Source organism: Streptomyces sp. NPDC087310, from assembly GCF_044744405.1.
GTDB lineage: Bacteria > Actinomycetota > Actinomycetes > Streptomycetales > Streptomycetaceae > Streptomyces.
In genome coordinates this window covers 76130-93029 of sequence record NZ_JBIUYF010000014.1, presented here as the reverse complement: position 1 = coordinate 93029, position 16900 = coordinate 76130, and the positions used below count along the sequence as shown (strand labels likewise).

Sequence of the window (16900 nt, the reverse complement as noted above, 5' to 3'; positions counted from 1 at the left end):
CCCAACCCCCCCACCAACCCCACCCCCACCCCCCCCACTTTGCCACCCACGCATTACACATTTGTGTTTGGGGGGGGGGGGGGGGCGGGGGGGGGGGGCCCCCCCCCCCCCGGCCCGGATCCGTACACGACGAAGCCCCCGCACTCTCACCGAGTGCGGGGGCTTCGTCGTGTACGCGGTACGGCGGCGGGCTCAGCCCTGCCAACTGTGCGGGGCGCGGAAGCCGGGGGTGCGCTCCAGACGGCGCCAGCCGGCGGTGGAGCGGCCCCGGTGCGCCGGGGCCTCGGGCCTGGCCGCCGCGCGGGCCATCAGGATGGCGGTGATGGCCGCCAGCTCCTCGGGGTCGGCGTGGCCCTTCTCGACGCGCAGCAGGGACTCGTTCGTGGCATCGCTCATGGAGTCGTGTCTCCGTTGGTCTCGGCAGGGACGGCGGGGCGCGCGGGGCGCCGCGTCACTGCGGGGGGTTGCCGTGCTTGCGGGACGGCAGGTCCGCGTGCTTGGTACGGAGCATCGCGAGTGCGCCCGCGAGGACCTCGCGGGTCTCGGCGGGGTCGATGACGTCATCGACGAGGCCGCGCTCCGCGGCGTAGTAGGGATGCATCAGCTCGGCCTTGTACTCCTTGACCATGCGGGCTCGCATGGCCTCGGAGTCCTCGGCCTCGGCGATCTGCTTGCGGAAGATGACGTTGGCGGCACCTTCGGCGCCCATCACCGCGATCTCGTTGGTGGGCCAGGCATAGGTGAGGTCGGCCCCGATGGACTGGGAGTCCATGACGATGTACGCGCCTCCGTACGCCTTGCGCAGGATCAGGGAGATCCTCGGCACGGTCGCGTTGCAGTAGGCGTAGAGCAGTTTGGCACCGTGCCGGATGATTCCGCCGTGCTCCTGGTCGACGCCCGGGAGGAACCCGGGAACGTCCAGCAACGTAACGATCGGAATGTTAAAAGCATCACACATCTGGACAAAGCGTGCAGCTTTCTCCGATGCCTCGATGTCCAGCACCCCGGCCAGGGACTGCGGCTGGTTGGCGACGATACCGACGACCTGGCCGTCGACCCGGGCCAGCGCGCAGATGATGTTGCGGGCCCAGCGCTCGTGGATCTCCAGGAAGTCGCCGTCGTCGACCAGTTCCTCGATGACCTTGTGCATGTCGTACGGGCGGTTGCCGTCGGCGGGCACCAGATCGAGCAGCACGTCGGAGCGGCGGTCCGCCGGGTCCTCGGAGACGACCGTGGGCGGGTTCTCGCGGTTGTTCTGCGGGAGCATCGACAGGAGGTAGCGGACCTCGGCGATGCAGGTCTCCTCGTCGTCGTACGCGAAGTGCGCGACGCCCGAGGTCTCGGCGTGCACGTCCGCGCCGCCCAGGCCGTTCTGGGTGATCTCCTCGCCGGTCACGGCCTTGACCACGTCGGGGCCCGTGATGAACATCTGCGAGGTCTCGCGGACCATGAACACGAAGTCCGTGAGGGCGGGGCTGTAGGCCGCGCCGCCCGCGCACGGGCCGAGCATCACGCTGATCTGCGGGATGACACCGGAGGCGCGGGTGTTGCGCTGGAAGATGCCGCCGTACCCGGCGAGCGCGGAGACGCCCTCCTGGATACGGGCGCCGGCGCCGTCGTTCAGCGAGACCAGCGGGGCACCGGCCGAGATGGCCATGTCCATGATCTTGTGGATCTTCGTGGCGTGCGCCTCACCGAGGGCGCCGCCGAAGATCCGGAAGTCGTGGGCGTAGACGAAGACCGTACGGCCCTCCACCGTGCCCCATCCGGTGATCACACCGTCGGTGTACGGCTTCTTCGCCTCCAGGCCGAAGCCGGTCGCCCGGTGCCTGCGAAGCTGCTCGACCTCCTTGAACGATCCCTCGTCGAGCAGCAGCTCGATGCGCTCACGGGCGGTGAGCTTGCCCTTGGCACGCTGGGCCTCGGTCGCGCGGTCGCTGGGGCCTCGGCGGGCCGCCTCGCGCAGCGCGTGCAGTTCTGCCACACGGCCCCGGGCGTCGGTGGGCTCGCTCGGCGTCTCGTCCACTACGGTCATGTGCCAACCCTACGAAGACCACCAAGGAATGCGCGCCGTCGACTCCGCACAGTCTCCCGGCGGTATTCCTGGTGGGCATGGACAGAAGCCGGCCCGTTACGGAGTCACCGCACAGCACCGTACCCCTGGCCGTTGTAGGGATCCCCCTAGTGGTTCGGGGCCTACGAGGAGCGTCGTGAGGGGCCTACGAGGCCGGGTGGTCCTCAGTGGAGCTCCAGGGTGCAGCCGTGCGTGGCGCCGGCCGTTCCCGGGGTGAGCCTCAGCCGTACCGTACGGCCCGCGGCGAGGACCTCGACGGACGGGTCATGGGCCGTGACGCGCCGTACCGGGCGGTGCGGCCGGTCCCAGACGACTTCCAGGGGTTCCCCCGTCCGGGGAGGTTCGCTGATGTGGAGGGTGGCGGTACGGCCCCGTTCCACGGCGAGGACGCTCGCGGGGGCGGTCGCGGTGAGCGGCCCGGCCGTCCCCGGGCGCCAGAAGTTCGCGGCGGCGCAGCCCAGCGAGCGGACCGCCACGGCCTGCGCGGTGTCCGTGTTGGCCAGGATCTCCAGCCAGTGCCGGTCGGCGGCGCGGGCGGCGACGGTACGCCGGGACGCGCCGGGCATCAGCAGATACGCGTACGAGGCGGCCACCGGGTCGGTGCCGTGGTCGAGCAGGAGACTCCTGTAGTGGCGGGTACGGCGTTCGGGTGAGCTGGTGGTGTTGATGTCGCTCCACGCGCCGGTGCGCGCCTCCGCGAGGGTCCGTACCCGCGCGCCCCCGGGAAAGACCCAGCCGCCGTGGCCGGCGAGATGGGCCCAGCCGGTCCTGGGCCCGCCGGGACCGAGCGTGAAGGAGGTCCCCGGCCGCTCCCCCAGATTGCGGTTGTCGACGATCGTCTCGACGGGCACCCCGTCCGTGGCGCTGATCCCGGCGCCGAGGCAGACGACGGTGTCCGCGAGGCAGAACCAGGACTTCCGGGCCTCCAGCGTGGAGCCGAGCCCCTTGAGGTGCTGCCCGACGGCGGCGTACGTCCCGTCGGTCGCGCCGCCGACCCACCGTACGGCCGGTTTCGGCTCGCCCCACTCGCCGCCGGCGCGGTCCGGCAGCCGCCGGGTGGAGACCGTCGTACCGGGCAGCCGGTACGGGTCGACCGTGGGCCAGAACCAGTCCGTGTACTGGTCGGTGGACCGAACGTCGCCCCGGTCCGCACACCACCACAGGAGCATCCCCGCGCCGGTGTGCCAGCCGCGCGGGTTCTCGCCGTTACCGCACTCGTAGTGCGCGATCCGGTCGGAGGCCATGGCGATGTTGGCGGCCCATCCCGGGCGGCGGTGCACCGCCCGGTCCATGGCGGCGAAGAGGGTGTGGCCGGTCGGTTCGGGGGCGGCGGGCACCTCCGACGCGGCGACGGCGCGCAGCCGGGCGAGATCCGCGACGTCGAACTGGCGGGCGGTGAGGACGGGCGAGACCGTGTCCCGTTCGATCCACCCCTTGAGCAGCGCGGTCCAGCGCGCGCGCTCGGCGGCGCCCGCAGCGCCCGCGAGGAGGGCGACGGCGGCGATCACCCCCTGGCCGTGGAAGTGGTCGCTCCGCATCACCTGCCGCTCGTCGGACTTGAGGTAACCGCGGCTGACGGCGCGCCCGTTGACGCTGTCCATCATCAGCCCCTGGTAGATCAGCGGGGCGTACGCGCGCTCCACGCTGTCGAGGACGTTCTGCCGCTCCGGGTCGGTGACGGCCCACGGCGACCCGGCGAGCAGGGTGAGGAGCCGGCCGAGACCGTCCAGCATGACCTGTCCGTACGTCCCGGAGTAGGCGACCCAGGTGTGCTGGACGAACGATCCGTCGGCGTAGAGCCCGTCGCCCTTCGTGACGTACGGGAAGACGGGCGAGAGCGCGTCGCGGGCGAGCGCGATCCGGTCGGGCGCCCGGCCGAGGACGCCGCGCAGGGCGACGGAGCGGCAGAGGTCGACACGGTTGGCGCCGGTGCTGGTGCCCGTGTACTCGGTGAGCAGGGTGTCGGGGATGAAGTGGTCGACGGCGGCGGCCGCCGCGGCGTGCCGCGCGGCGCCGAGCCGGTCGTACAGGACGGCGGTGATGTCCATGAGCGGCCGGGGGCTGCCGATCTGCCACTCCCACCAGTTGCCGTACGGGGTGGTCGCGGGGTGGTAGACGGTCGCGGCGAGGTGGTCGAGCCCCTGGAGCACGGCGTCGAGAAGACCGGCGTCGCCGGTGAGCCCGGTGCCCGGCTGGGCGTACGCGCGGGTCATCGTCCAGAGCCTGCCGTAGCTCTGGGTGATACCGGCGGGCGGGTCGTACGGGTGGTCGGGCCAGAGGGAGGCGGCGGCCGGGGCCATGGTCCGCCGGAAGCGGGCGGCCAGCTCACCGGTCTCGGCGAGACGGGAGGCGTACGGCTCGGCGGCCGGGTCGTAGCCGCTGCCGAGCGCGAGCTCCACCCAGCGCAGCCGCAGCTCCTCGAACGCGTCGGCGGGCTCGGCGGCCGGTCCGGCGACGGGGGCGGCCGGTCCGGCGACAGGGGTACGGGCGGCGGGCTCGGCGGCATGGGCGGGCACGTACGGGAGGGAGCCGGCGCCGGTGGCGGCCAGGGCGGTGAGCACGGTACGGCGGTTCCAGGCGGGCGGCAGCGACACGGGTGACCTCCGGAGCGAACATGGGCGACCGGCTGCCCGTTGGTCTAGCACCGCCGGGGTCGGCTTTCAACGGGGAGCGCCGCCGGTCCGTCAACTCCGGGCCCGGCCACCTGGGGTGACGCCCGGTCATCCCGGCGGCGAGTGTGAGAGCGCTCTCAGCCTCAACTCTTGACTCGTTCCCCACCCGACGCGAGGCTGGGGGGCCACGCTGGGCGCCTCCTCCCACCCGCCGCGCCCTCGTGCACCCCCACATATCAGGAGTACTTCCGTGATATCCCGCCGACTGTTCCTCACCGGCACGGCCGCCACGGCGACGGCGCTCACCTACCCCGTCTGGGGAAGCGCTCTCAGCCCGCAAGCCTCGGCAGCCCCGGAGACCTGCGAACTCGCCCTCCAGAACACGTCGCTGCCCGGTTCGGTCAACGCCTATGTCACCGGCCACGACCAGGGCGGCTGGGTCCTGCTGCGCGCCGACGGCAGCATCTACCGGCCGGAGTCCGTCGGTGCCCCGCAGACGCCGCTGCCGGTGGACTGCGCGATCCCGCTGAACCCGGCGGGCGGCGCGCCCGTCGTCCTGAGGCTGCCCCAGATGTTCGGCGCCCGCGTCTACTTCGTACGCGACGACAAGCTGGACTTCTTCCTCAACCCGGGCCCGGCGCTGGTCGAGCCGGCGTTCGCGACCGAGGCGGACCCCAACTACGGCCGCACCTGGTCGTTCTGCGAGTTCACCTTCAACCAGGACCAGCTCTTCTCCAACATCAGCTATGTCGACCTGGTGACGGCGCTGCCCATCGGCATCTCGCTGGAGGGCGACGACACCCACACCGTCGCCCCGCTGCCCGAGGGCGCGCTGGAGCGGATCGCTGACGGGCTCACCGCCCAGGCGGCGAAGGACGGCCACCCGTGGGACAAGCTGGTCCTGCGCAACCCGGACGGGAAGGTGCTGCGGGTCATCTCGCCGCAGAACCTGCCCGGTCAGGCGGGGTTCGGCGGTGTCTTCGAGGGTTACGCGGACCAGGTCTGGGAGAAGTACCGCACCACCGATCTGACCATCGACCTCCAGGGCGGCCGGGGCGTCTTCACCGGCCGGGTCAGCGGCGACACGCTCACCTTCAACGGCGGCCACACCTTCGCCAAGCCGACCTCGATGGACATCTTCACCTGCAACAGCGGCCCGTTCGCCAACAACCCCGGCGACTCGGACGACAAGAAGGGGCTGCTCGCCCGGCTCGCGGCGGCCTTCAACCGCTCGACCCTGCTCACCCACACCCGGACGCCGAACGGGCTCACGGCGGCGGACTACTACCGGGACCCGGTGACCAACCACTTCGCCCGGATCGTGCACGACAACAACCCGGTCGGGTACGCGTTCCCGTACGACGACGTCCAGGCGGACGGCCAGCCCGACGTCTCGGGCGCGGCGCACGACGGCAACCCGCGCCGCTGGACGGTCTCGGTCGGCTCCTGACCACGGCCGCCGCACCACACGACGGTGCCCCGCCTCTCCCCCGGTGACGGACGGAGAGTGCGGGGCACCGCGCTGTGCGAGGGCCGACGCGGGGCTGGGGTCGGCGCTGTGCCGGGGTCAGCAGCCGCCGCAGTTGTGGTACGTGACGTCCCAGTGGTTGCCCTCGTCGGCGTAGACGTTGCCGGAGCCGGACTGCCACTGCGGGGCGCCGTCACCGCGTACCCCGATGTACGTGAACGTGTTCTTGATGTAGTTGGTGAGACAGGTGGTCGGGCGGAAGTCGAGCTTGTAGCCGTTCCAGTGCGAGTACGTGCCGCTCGCGTGCCCGGTCTCCGTGCCTCCGGTGATGGTGAGGGCGCAGCCCGTGGCGCTCTTCAGCGTCTGCGCCCCCTTGGCGGTGTCCAGGTTGAGCTGGTCGAACGAGGTGCAGCTTGCGTTGTTCCGGTCCGAGCAGCCGCCGGTGGAGACCCAGGCGATGCCGGAGGAGTTGAACATCGAGGCTGCGGTGGCGTGCGTGATCTTCGTGGCCGCCTGGGCTTCGGTGGCGGAGCTGAACACACCGAAGCCGGGGGCGAGGAGAGCGCCGAGGACCAGGGCGAGGGCGCTGAGGACGGAGCGGATTTTCATGGGGGGAATGCCTCCTGCTGAAGACCGTGGCGTCGTGGGGTAGGCGGTGCGGTGGAGCAGGCGGTGCGGGGGCGGTGTGGTGCGGGGCTGATCCTGCCCGATGTCTACGCGCGTCCGCCAGAGGATCCGCATCGCCCTTTCGTGTGAATATCGCGATGTTGTTGAACCTTGAACGAGATAGGTCTATGGTGGGACTCGTTGAAGCTTAAACAACCCCGCATCTGGAGGAATCATGGCTCTCTTCGGCCGTAAGAACGACAGCACCGCCCCGACCGCCACCATCGAGGCGGACCCGGCCCTGGCCGCGCTCACCGGCGCGTACACCATCGACCCCGCGCACAGCACGATCAGCTTCACCGTTCGCCACGCCATGGTGACCAACGTGCGGGGCACCTTCACCGAGCACGAGGGCTCGCTCCACCTGGACGGCTCGGACCCGGCGAAGTCCACGGCCGCCATCGACGTCTCGATCGCCAGCATCGACACCGGCGCGCCCGACCGCGATGGTCACCTGCGCAGCGCCGACTTCTTCGACGCCGAGACGTTCCCGGCGATGACCTTCCGCTCCACCGCCGCCGAGCAGATCGACGCGGAGACGTACCGCATCACCGGCGACCTGACGATCAAGGACGTCACCCGGCCGCTCTCCATCGACCTGGAGTTCCACGGCTCCGCCACCGACGTGTACGGCAACGAGCGCGTCGGCTTCGAGGGCAGCGCGACGATCCTGCGCTCCGACTGGGGCCTGACCTGGAACGCGGCGCTGGAGACCGGCGGCGTGATGGTCAGCGACAAGGTGAAGCTGGGCTTCGACATCTCCGCGATCAAGCAGGGCCCCGAGGCCGCCTGAGGCCACGGACGACAGCCGTGGGGACGCGGATACGGCGGCCGGCGGGACGAGGGTACGGCGGCGGCGCGGGGAGGCCGGACGGCGGTAGGAGTCGTGCCCTCCCCGCGCAGTTGCCCCTCCCCGCGCTAGAAGCCGCCTCCGCCGAAGTCGCCGCCGCCCCCGAAGTCGCCACCCCCGCCGAAGTCCCCTCCCCCGCCGAAACCGCCGCCCCCGAAATCGTCCGGGTTGAAGTCGGCGCCCGACTGGTCGCCGCCCGCGAAGCCGGAGCCGTCACCGCCGAAGTCCGCGCCGTAGGCGGGGCTCGCCATCATCGAGCCGAGCATTGTGCCCACCAGCAGGCCCGGCAGCAGCCCGCCGCCGAAGTAGCCGCCGGCCCACGGTCCGTACGCCGGGCCGGCGTCCCAGTACGGGCGCGGCCCCTGGTCGGTCCTGACCGTACGGATCATCGGGTCCTCGCCGTCCGCCAGCCGCGCCGCGTCCGCCGCGCAGACCGGCACCGTACGCCGAGCCCCTTCGGGCGGGGACCACTGCGCGTCCGTGGTCGACGGGCCGTGGCGCGGGTCGAAGAAGCACGGCGAGCGGCGCTCCGGCAGCGGGGCGCGTTCCCGGCGCGCGGCCAGCGTCGCCAGCGAGAAGCGGCCGTCCTCCAGCGTCCGGGTCACCCCGCGTACGTCGTCGGGGCGCCGGGCCGAGCCCATGAGGGACTTCGCCTGTTCGTAGGCGTCCAGCGAGTGCGCGTAGTCGCCGCGCATGGCGTCGTCGGCGCCCGGTTCCGAGGGGTGGAAGTCGAGCCGGTCCAGCTCCTCGCCGAACGCGGTGATGTCCTCGTCCACGACGACCCGCAGCTTGTCCAGGGCCGCCTGCTCGCGCTCCAGTTGCTTGCGGCGGTTCCTGCGCACCACGGCGTAGGCGCCCACGCCGCCCACCACGACCACCGAGCCGAGCACGATCAGTCCGGCGGACGAGCTGCCACCGCCGTCCCCCGAGCCACCGCCCCAGGAGGCCGGCGCCCGGCCCCGGGTCTGCGGGAGCGCCTGGTCCACGAAGTCGGTGAGCTGGGTGGCGGCGTCGACGGTTCCACCGCCCGCCTTGACCCCGGCGACCAGGTTCGAGACGGCCTGCCGGGAGAGGACGGACGGGTCGGCGCCCGCGTTGAACCGGTCGCCGAGGCGGATCGCGTACAGCCCCGTCACCCCGGTGTCGGTCCGTACGGTACGCAGCACGCTGGCCGCCGGGAACTGCGCGTTGTCCGGCAGGACCGCCACGAAGAGCGGCTTGTCGGCGTCCTTGATCTTCTTCGTCAGGGCATCGGCCTGGGCGGCCGAGAGCTGGTCCCTGGCCCCCGGATCCACATAGACCGGGCCCTTCTTCAGGGCCTCGGCCACGGTCTCGGGCCCCGTGGTGGCCGCCAGCGCGCCGGGGGCCGCCCCGAAGGCGGCGGCCGACAGGGCGAGAAGCAGCCCGGACAGAAGGAAAATCAGCCTCGACCTCATACATCGACGCTACCCGAAGCGGGGCAATACCGGACGGGCGGCGGAGGGGCGGAGCGAGAACCAGGCGGGGCGGCATTCGCCCGACGCGCCGCGCCCTCCTGCCTGATCGGCCCGCTCCGCCCGGTCGCCCCCGCTACTCCGCCGGCTCGATCCCGGCGCGGAGCAGTCCGTACGTGTACGCGTCCTCCAGCGCCTGCCAGGACGCGGCGATCACGTTCTCGCCGACCCCCACGGTCGACCACTCGCCCGTGCCGTCGCTCGTGGTGATCAGCACGCGGGTGGTGGACTCGGTACCGTGCCGGCCCTCCAGGATGCGGACCTTGTAGTCCACCAGCTCCAACTTGGCGAGCTGCGGGTAGATGCGCTCAAGACCCGACCGCATGGACCGGTCCAGCGCGTTGACGGGGCCGTTGCCCTCTGCGGTGGCGACGATGCGCTCGCCCTTGGCCCACAGCTTCACCGTCGCCTCGTTGGCGTGGGTGCCGTCGGGGCGGTCCTCGACGATCGCGCGCCAGGACTCCGTACGGAAGTACTGGCGCGGCCGGCCCTCGACCTCCTCACGGAGCATCAGCTCGAAGGAGGCGTCGGCGGCCTCGTACGTGTACCCCTTCAGCTCCTGCTCCTTGACCCGGCCGACGACCCGGCCGACCAGGTCGCGGTCGCCGCCGAGGTCGATGCCCAGCTCCTTGCCCTTCAGCTCGACGGAGGCGCGGCCCGCCATGTCGGAGACGAGCATCCGCATGGTGTTGCCGACCTGCTCGGGGGCGATGTGCTGGTAGAGGTCGGGGTCGACCTTGATCGCTGAGGCGTGGAGCCCGCCCTTGTGCGCGAAGGCCGAGACGCCGACGTACGGCTGGTGGGTGGAGGGGGCGAGGTTGACGATCTCGGCGATGGCGTGCGAGATCCGGGTCATCTCGGCGAGCGAGCCCTCGGGCAGGACGCGCTTGTCGTACTTCAGCTCCAGCGCGGCGACGACCGGGAAGAGGTTGGCGTTTCCGACGCGCTCGCCGTAGCCGTTGGCCGTGCACTGGACATGGGTGGCGCCGGCGTCGACGGCGGCGAGGGTGTTGGCGACGGCGCAGCCGGTGTCGTCCTGGGCGTGGATGCCGAGGCGGGCGCCGGTGTCGGCGAGGACGGTGGCGACGACGGCCTGGATCTGCGCGGGCAGCATGCCGCCGTTGGTGTCACAGAGGATGACCACGTCGGCGCCGGACTCGGCGGCGGCGCGGACGACGGACTTGGCGTACTCGGGGTTGGCGCGGTAACCGTCGAAGAAGTGTTCGCAGTCGACGAAGACGCGGCGGCCCTGCTCACGCAGGTACGAGACGGTGTCGCGGACCATCGCGACGTTCTCGTCCAGCGTGGTGCGCAGGGCCAGCTCGACATGGCGGTCGTGCGACTTGGCGACGAGGGTCACCACCGGGGCGCCGGACTCCACGAGGGCTCTGACCTGAGGATCCTCGGAGGCTTTCGCCCCGGGGCGGCGGGTGGAGCCGAAGGCGACGAGCTGGGCGTGCCGGAAGTCGATCTCCTGCCGCGCACGGGCGAAGAACTCGGTGTCGCGCGGGTTGGCGCCGGGCCAGCCGCCCTCGATGAAGCCCACGCCGAAGTCGTCCAGATACCGGGCGATGGCCAGCTTGTCGGCGACGGTCAGATTGATGCCCTCGCGCTGCGCCCCGTCGCGCAGCGTCGTGTCGAAGACATGGAAACTGTCGTCGGCCGCCGTGGACTCTGTGGTCATGGTGTCCTGCTCCTGTCGAGTGGAAGGTCTGGCTCCACTTGCCCCCATCATCGCGTGCCGCTCGTTTTCGGCCGGGGTGGGGCCGGAAAACGAAAAAACCCCTCGCGGGTGCGAGAGGTCTGCGCGCGGGTCTGGGGCACGATGGCCGCGCCGTACGGGGTGGTACGGGGCGGTCACTGCGGACCGGCGCGCTTGCTGCCGATAATGATGGCGAACGAGAGCACGGGCCGATTTTCGCATGTCTCGCTCGTCCGGAAAGACCCGTCTCACGATACGAGCCAGAGCCCGTGGGACCGGGGGGAACGCGCGGGGTCCGCGCCCGTGCGCCGCGGGCGCGGACCCCCTCGTACGACCGGCCCCGTACGAGGGGGTCCGTACGACCGGCCTGGTGCGGCCGGCCTGGTACAACCGGCCCCGTACGACCGGCCTGGTACGACCGGCCTGGGACGAAACCCTCGTACGAAAGCCCCGTACGTCAGCCGAGCCGGTGCATCCAGCCGTGCAGGTCGGGCGTGATGCCCCGCTGGATGTCGAGCAGCGCCCCGCGCAGCTTCATGGTGACCTCGCCGGGCTCGCCGCCCGACTGCGTCCACTCGCCGCTCGCCGACTTGACGGTGCCGACCGGGGTGATCACCGCGGCCGTACCGCAGGCGAAGACCTCCGTCAGGGTGCCGTTCTCGGTGTCGCGGCGCCAGTCCTCCGTGGAGATGCGCCCCTCCTCGGAGGTGTAGCCGAGGTCGGACGCCAGCGTGAGGAGCGAGTCACGGGTGATCCCCGCCAGGAGCGAACCGTTGAGCTGGGGGGTGACGATGTGGTCGCCGTACACGAAGTACAGGTTCATGCCGCCCATCTCCTCGACCCAGCGGTGCTCCAGCGCGTCGAGCCAGACCACCTGGGCGCAGCCCTTCTCCGCCGCCTCGGCCTGGGCGAGCAGGGAGGCCGCGTAGTTGCCGCCGGTCTTGGCGTCGCCGATGCCGCCGGGGACGGCGCGGACGTAGTTCTCCGAGAGCCAGACGGAGACCGGCTGAACGCCGCCGGGGAAGTACGCGCCGGCGGGCGAGGCGATGACCAGGAACAGGTACTCGTTGGCCGGGCGCACGCCGAGGCCGACCTCGGTCGCGATCATGAACGGGCGCAGATAGAGGGATTCCTCACCGCCGTGCGCGGGGACCCACGCCTTGTCCTGCTGGACCAGCGCGTCGCACGCCGCGAGGAAGGTCTCGGTGGGCAGCTCCGGCATGGCGATGCGGCGGGCCGAGCGCTGGAAGCGGGCCGCGTTGGCCTCGGGGCGGAAGGTGGCGACCGAGCCGTCGGGCAGCCGGTATGCCTTGAGCCCCTCGAAGATCTCCTGCGCGTAGTGCAGCGTCATGTTGGCCGGGTCGAGCGAGAGCGGCCCGTACGGGACGAGCTGCGCGTCGTGCCAGCCCCTGCCCTCGGTCCACCGGATCGTCACCATGTGGTCGGTGAAGTGACGGCCGAAGCCGGGGTCGGCCATCAGGGCCTCGCGCTCCGCGTCGGACAGCGGGTGCGAGGAGGGCTTCAGTTCGATCGTGGGCGTGTGCGTGGGCGTGGTCATGAATACTCGTCCTTCACGTTTGGTTGTGACGGACCGCGCTCACGCCGCTACTGCTGATAGGACGTCCGAGCATTCCCGCATGCCGCGGCCCACAGCGATTATCACTCGGGTGGGGTGGCGCGGGAAATGAGGGTGAGTGCGATCCGGGAACTGGTGCCGGTACCCGGTACCCGGTGGCCGCACAGCACGAAGCAGCCGCCGGGCGTTGGACCCGGCGGCTGCGTAAGAAGTCGACGGGTCAGCTCGCTACGCGTACCGCGAGCGCGTCGCCGATCTCGTCGGTGGTGCGCGGGGACGCCGTACCGTCGCGCCCGGCGAGGTCGGCCGCGACGGCCTCCTCGATCCGGACGGCCTCGGCGTCGAAACCGAGGTGCCTCAGCAGGAGGGCGACGGAGAGGACGGTGGCCGTGGGGTCGGCCTTGCCCTGGCCCGCGATGTCCGGGGCCGATCCGTGGACCGGCTCGAACATGGACGGGAACGTACGGTCCGGATTGATGTTCGCGGACGCGGCCAGGCCGATGCCGCCGGTCACGGCAGCGGCGAGGTCGGTGAGGATGTCACCGAAGAGGTTGTCGGTGACGATCACGTCGAAGCGGTCCGGCTGGGTGACGAAGAAGATCGTCGCGGCGTCGACGTGCAGGTAGTCGGTGGTGACCTCGGGGTACTCCTGGCCCACCCGGTCGAAGATGTTCTTCCACAGGTGGCCCGCGTAGACGAGGACGTTGTTCTTGTGGACCAGCGTCAGCTTCTTGCGGGGACGGGAGTTGGCCCGCTCGTACGCGTCACGGACGACCCGCTCGACGCCGTACGCCGTATTGAGGCTCACCTCGGTGGCCACCTCGGCGGGCGTACCGGTGCGCAGCGAGCCGCCGTTGCCGGTGTAGGGGCCCTCGGTGCCCTCGCGGACGACGACGAAGTCGATGTCCGGGCGGCCGGCCAGCGGGGTGTCCGTGTTGGGGAAGAGCTTCGACGGACGCAGGTTCACGTAGTGGTCGAAGGCGAAGCGCAGCTTGAGCAGCAGCCCGCGCTCCAGGACGCCGGACGGCACGGACGGGTCACCGATCGCGCCGAGAAGGATGGCGTCGTGCGCCTTCAGGGCCTCCAGCTCCGTGTCGGGGAGGGTTTCCCCGGTACGGTGCCAGCGGCGGGCGCCGAGGTCGTACTCCTTGGTCTCCAGCTTCACATCCTGCGGGAGAACCGCACTCAGGACCTTGAGGCCCTGAGCCACGACCTCCTGGCCGATGCCGTCACCGGGGATCACTGCGAGATTGAGGCTGCGAGACATGTCGGCACCCTACTCCGCGTCCCAGCGCTTGACACGGTGCGTCCATTCTGTGGACACATTGCGAACCGGTCGCCCTTTGTACGCCTTTGCTCCACGCATCCGCCACCGGCCGGTGTCACGGTCGGTCCATGGACACTCCCCGCGTCGGGATTCCCGACCATCTCGCCTCCCGCATGACCATGCCGGAGCAGCACGAGTACCTGCGGGCCACGATCGGCCGGCGCGGCCTGCTGCGCGCCGGGGCCGTGGCCGCGTCCACCGTGGCCGGCGCCGGGCTGCTGGGTTCCAGCGCCGCCACCGCCGGGGCCACGGCCTCGGCCCCCGGCTTCCTGCCGTCGTCGGCCGCCACCCGGGTGGACGGGGCGCTGGTCGCCCCCTTCGGCCGCCATCTCGCCTTCGGCGCGGACCCGAGGACCATGATGTGGGTGTCCTGGCAGGTGCCACTGCCGGTGAAGGACCCGTATCTGCGGGTGGGGCTGAAGCCCTGGGACCTGAGCCAGAGGATCAGGGCCGAGGTCCGGCCGCTGCACACGCCGTCGCTCTCGGCGAAGCTGCCCGCCGTGGACCAGTACTACCTGCACGCCTCGCTGGAGCGGCTGCGCCCCGGCACGACGTACTACTACGGCGTCGGCCACGCCGGTTTCGACCCGGCGGACGGGCGCAATCTCTCGACGGTGGGGACGTTCCGTACGGCCCCGTCCCACTCCGGTGCGTTCGTCTTCACGGCCTTCGGCGACCAGGGCGTCTCGTACGACGCGCTCGCCAACGACCAGGTGATCCTGGGCCAGAACCCGGCCTTCCACCTGCACGCGGGGGACATCTGCTACGCGGACAGCAGCGGCCAGGGACAGGCGGCGGACACCTATGACGCGCGGGTGTGGGACCAGTTCCTCGCGCAGACGGAGTCGGTGGCCTCGCGGGTGCCGTGGATGGTGACCACCGGCAACCACGACATGGAGGCGTGGTACTCGCCGAACGGCTACGGCGGGCAGAACGCGCGCTGGACCCTGCCGGGCGACGGCCCGGACGCGGAGAAGTCGCCGGGCGTCTACTCGTTCACGTACGGCACCGTGGGGGTGGTGGCGCTGGACGCCAACGACGTGTCGAACGAGATCCGCGCCAACACCGGGTACACGGACGGCGCCCAGACGCGCTGGCTGGACCGGCGCCTGGGCGAGCTGCGCGCGGACAAGGACATCGACTTCGTCGTGGTCTTCTTCCACCACTGCGCCTTCTCCACGACGAACGCGCACGCGTCGGACGGCGGGGTGCGCGACGCGTGGGTGCCGCTCTTCGACAAGCACCGGGTGGATCTGGTGATCAACGGCCACAACCATGTGTACGAGCGGACGGACGCGCTGCGCGGCGGCGCGGTCGGGCGCAAGGTCCCGATCGGCGAGTCCGTCAGCTCCGTACGGGACGGCATCGTGTACGTGACGGCGGGCGGCGCGGGCAAGGCGCTGTACGACTTCCCCGTACCGGACAGTTACGAGGGCCGGGTCGCCGACGTGGAGTCCGTCCCCTCGTACCACTGGGCGAAGGGCGGCGCGAAGGCCACCGAGACGGTGGAGTGGTCGCGCGTGCGCTACACCGGGTTCTCGTTCCTGGCCGTCGAGGTGGTGCCCGGAGCGCGCCCGGCGCTCACGGTCTCGGCGCTCGCGGAGACGGGCCACCGGGTGGACCACTTCACGATCACGCGCTGACGCCGCAGCTCCGGCCGGTGTCCCGGTCGCGGGTCAACGGCCGGTCGCGCGTCAACGGCCGGTCGTGTCAGTGGCCCGTCGTGTCAGTGGCCGGTCGCGCCGCCGTTGTCCCTCCGGTCGAGCGCGCGCTGGAGGGCGGCGGCGGCGTTCTTGCGCTCGGACTCGCTGGTACGCGGGGTGTGACGGACGCGGCGGCGGACAGTGGTCTCGGCCATGGTGATCGACTCCTTGAGATAGCTCAGCCACGCGGCAGGGCCGCGTGATGCATCTGCGAGGCGCCGGAAGGGGCGGGGGCATACGCGGCAGGGGTTGCCTGCGTGAGGGCGCGTGCCAACGGCCGCCATTCGCTGGATGGAGCGAGACGTTCGGCTCATTCCAAGCTAAGCGAGGAAGGCCGGTCTGTCCTCACGATTACTCGGACTTCCTACTATCTGAGACGGTGGCTCCTACGCCGCTGCCAACGGCGCGTGGCGGACCGAGCGCGGCGCCGGGCCCGGCCGTCGCCGTTTCCTCGCCCCGGGCGGGGGAACCCGGTGCGGCGGAGGCTACTCATGAACGCACGGACGTTGACGGACAAAGGACGCGGTACCGCTGAGCAGGCGGCCAACAGCAAGGCCATGGATGCGGCGGCCCGCTGGGGCTTCGTCGCGCGCGGGGCGATCTATCTGCTCGTCGGGGTGCTCGCGCTGCGCGTCGCGTTCGGTGGCGGCAGCGGCGGGGGCGGTCAGCAGGCCGACCGGGGCGGCGCGCTCGCGGAGATAGCGGCGAAACCGATGGGCGCCGTGCTGCTCTGGGCCCTCGGGGCCGGGCTGGTGGGCATGGCGCTGTGGCGGCTCTCCGAGGCGCTGTTCGGCGCGGCGGGGCCCGACGGGCACAAGGCGGGCAAGCGGCTGCTGTCCGCGGGGCGCGCCGTCTTCTACGGGTTCACCGCCTACTCGGTGCTGGCGTTCGCCGCCGGTGACGAGGGCAGCGGAAGCGGATCGAGCGACCAGGAGTCCCGGGACATCACGGCCAGGGCGCTGGAGCTGCCCGGCGGCCGGTGGATCGTGGGCGTCGCCGGGGCGGCCATCGCGGCGGCGGGCCTGTGGATCGGCGTCCGCGCGGTGCTCCGTAAGTACCACAAGCATCTGAAGCTGGCGGAGATGTCCCGGCCGGCCAGGCGGTTCGTCGATGTGACGGGCGTCGGCGGCGGCACGGCGCGCGGTGCCCTGTTCACGGTGGCGGGGGTCTTCGTGGTGCTGGCGGCGGTCGCGTACGAGCCGGACCGGGCGAAGGGGGTCGACGACACGCTGCGCTCGTTCACCGAGACCTCGGCGGGGCCCTGGCTGCTGGCGCTGGTCGCGGTGGGGCTGATGCTGTTCGGGCTCTTCTCCTGGGCGATGGCCCGCTGGCGCAGGGTCTGACGTACGCGGCGCGGCAGGCGTGGCGCCGCCCTCGTACCGGAGGGGTGTGGTGACCGGTACGAGGGCGGGATCCCGGAGGGGTGACG

Annotated in this window: 13 protein-coding genes; 4 read left to right on the top strand and 9 right to left on the bottom strand. The window is 71.5% G+C overall.

Translation table 11 applies throughout. The features are described from left to right. Positions 1-192: 192 nt before the first annotated feature. The 3 genes from ACIO3P_RS37670 to ACIO3P_RS37660 all read right to left on the bottom strand — a co-directional run bounded on the left by ACIO3P_RS37670 (position 193) and on the right by ACIO3P_RS37660 (position 4623). Positions 193-396: an acyl-CoA carboxylase subunit epsilon gene (locus ACIO3P_RS37670; RefSeq protein ID WP_329822145.1), complete on the bottom strand. Its 204-nt coding sequence runs from the start codon at positions 394-396 to the stop codon at positions 193-195. 55 nt (positions 397-451) lie between these two features. Further along, positions 452-2035: an acyl-CoA carboxylase subunit beta gene (locus ACIO3P_RS37665; protein WP_329822144.1), complete on the bottom strand. Its 1584-nt coding sequence runs from the start codon at positions 2033-2035 to the stop codon at positions 452-454. A gap of 203 nt (positions 2036-2238) precedes the next feature. Then, positions 2239-4623 (bottom strand): polysaccharide lyase 8 family protein, encoded by a 2385-nt coding sequence (locus ACIO3P_RS37660; RefSeq protein WP_401855598.1) that lies wholly within the window; start codon positions 4621-4623, stop codon positions 2239-2241. A 313-nt stretch (positions 4624-4936) separates the two neighbouring features. Between ACIO3P_RS37660 and ACIO3P_RS37655 the strand changes: the two genes are divergently transcribed. Next, entirely contained in the window at positions 4937-6136 is a 1200-nt protein-coding gene (locus tag ACIO3P_RS37655; protein WP_329822142.1) for a glycoside hydrolase family 64 protein, read from the top strand. 117 nt (positions 6137-6253) lie between these two features. Here the strand turns inward: ACIO3P_RS37655 and ACIO3P_RS37650 are convergent, their stop codons facing one another. Beyond that, the gene (locus tag ACIO3P_RS37650) at positions 6254-6763 is read right to left on the bottom strand and encodes a hypothetical protein (RefSeq protein WP_401855546.1); all 510 of its coding nucleotides are present in this window, start codon (positions 6761-6763) and stop codon (positions 6254-6256) included. Between the two features lie 232 nt (positions 6764-6995). On the opposite strand from ACIO3P_RS37650, the gene ACIO3P_RS37645 reads away from it, so the two are divergent. Beyond that, the gene (locus ACIO3P_RS37645) at positions 6996-7613 is read left to right on the top strand and encodes a YceI family protein (RefSeq protein WP_329822140.1); all 618 of its coding nucleotides are present in this window, start codon (positions 6996-6998) and stop codon (positions 7611-7613) included. Between the two features lie 125 nt (positions 7614-7738). Here the strand turns inward: ACIO3P_RS37645 and ACIO3P_RS37640 are convergent, their stop codons facing one another. The 4 genes from ACIO3P_RS37640 to ACIO3P_RS37625 all read right to left on the bottom strand — a co-directional run bounded on the left by ACIO3P_RS37640 (position 7739) and on the right by ACIO3P_RS37625 (position 13708). Next, entirely contained in the window at positions 7739-9106 is a 1368-nt protein-coding gene (locus ACIO3P_RS37640; protein WP_401791049.1) for a hypothetical protein, read from the bottom strand. Between the two features lie 133 nt (positions 9107-9239). Beyond that, entirely contained in the window at positions 9240-10847 is a 1608-nt protein-coding gene (gene cimA, locus ACIO3P_RS37635; protein WP_329822138.1) for a citramalate synthase, read from the bottom strand. A gap of 475 nt (positions 10848-11322) precedes the next feature. Further along, positions 11323-12423: a branched-chain amino acid aminotransferase gene (locus tag ACIO3P_RS37630; protein WP_329822137.1), complete on the bottom strand. Its 1101-nt coding sequence runs from the start codon at positions 12421-12423 to the stop codon at positions 11323-11325. Between the two features lie 238 nt (positions 12424-12661). Beyond that, positions 12662-13708 carry a 3-isopropylmalate dehydrogenase gene (locus tag ACIO3P_RS37625; protein WP_329822136.1) on the bottom strand — a complete coding sequence of 349 codons (1047 nt, stop codon included), beginning with the start codon at positions 13706-13708 and terminating at the stop codon, positions 12662-12664. Positions 13709-13836: 128 nt separating this feature from the next. Between ACIO3P_RS37625 and ACIO3P_RS37620 the strand changes: the two genes are divergently transcribed. Beyond that, complete coding sequence (locus ACIO3P_RS37620; protein WP_401855549.1) at positions 13837-15411, top strand: purple acid phosphatase family protein; 1575 nt, start codon at positions 13837-13839, stop codon at positions 15409-15411. A gap of 83 nt (positions 15412-15494) precedes the next feature. Here the strand turns inward: ACIO3P_RS37620 and ACIO3P_RS37615 are convergent, their stop codons facing one another. Continuing rightward, on the bottom strand, positions 15495-15626 hold the full coding sequence (locus ACIO3P_RS37615) for a hypothetical protein (protein ID WP_329822134.1): 132 nt from the start codon (positions 15624-15626) through the stop codon (positions 15495-15497). A 336-nt stretch (positions 15627-15962) separates the two neighbouring features. Here ACIO3P_RS37615 and ACIO3P_RS37610 point away from each other — a divergent pair, with 336 nt between their 5' ends. After that, positions 15963-16814 carry a DUF1206 domain-containing protein gene (locus ACIO3P_RS37610; protein WP_329822133.1) on the top strand — a complete coding sequence of 284 codons (852 nt, stop codon included), beginning with the start codon at positions 15963-15965 and terminating at the stop codon, positions 16812-16814. Positions 16815-16900 lie beyond the last annotated feature (86 nt).

Bases quoted from the DNA above. Each gene is read 5' to 3' on its own strand.
- ACIO3P_RS37630 (WP_329822137.1), bottom strand. From the start codon at position 12,423: ATGACCACGCCCACGCACACGCCCACGATCGAACTGAAGCCCTCCTCG.
- ACIO3P_RS37650 (WP_401855546.1), bottom strand. From the start codon at position 6,763: ATGAAAATCCGCTCCGTCCTCAGCGCCCTCGCCCTGGTCCTCGGCGCT.
- ACIO3P_RS37620 (WP_401855549.1), top strand. From the start codon at position 13,837: ATGGACACTCCCCGCGTCGGGATTCCCGACCATCTCGCCTCCCGCATG.
- ACIO3P_RS37615 (WP_329822134.1), bottom strand. From the start codon at position 15,626: ATGGCCGAGACCACTGTCCGCCGCCGCGTCCGTCACACCCCGCGTACC.
- ACIO3P_RS37645 (WP_329822140.1), top strand. From the start codon at position 6,996: ATGGCTCTCTTCGGCCGTAAGAACGACAGCACCGCCCCGACCGCCACC.
- ACIO3P_RS37640 (WP_401791049.1), bottom strand. From the start codon at position 9,106: ATGAGGTCGAGGCTGATTTTCCTTCTGTCCGGGCTGCTTCTCGCCCTG.
- ACIO3P_RS37625 (WP_329822136.1), bottom strand. From the start codon at position 13,708: ATGTCTCGCAGCCTCAATCTCGCAGTGATCCCCGGTGACGGCATCGGC.
- ACIO3P_RS37610 (WP_329822133.1), top strand. From the start codon at position 15,963: ATGAACGCACGGACGTTGACGGACAAAGGACGCGGTACCGCTGAGCAG.
- cimA (WP_329822138.1), bottom strand. From the start codon at position 10,847: ATGACCACAGAGTCCACGGCGGCCGACGACAGTTTCCATGTCTTCGAC.
- ACIO3P_RS37670 (WP_329822145.1), bottom strand. From the start codon at position 396: ATGAGCGATGCCACGAACGAGTCCCTGCTGCGCGTCGAGAAGGGCCAC.
- ACIO3P_RS37665 (WP_329822144.1), bottom strand. From the start codon at position 2,035: ATGACCGTAGTGGACGAGACGCCGAGCGAGCCCACCGACGCCCGGGGC.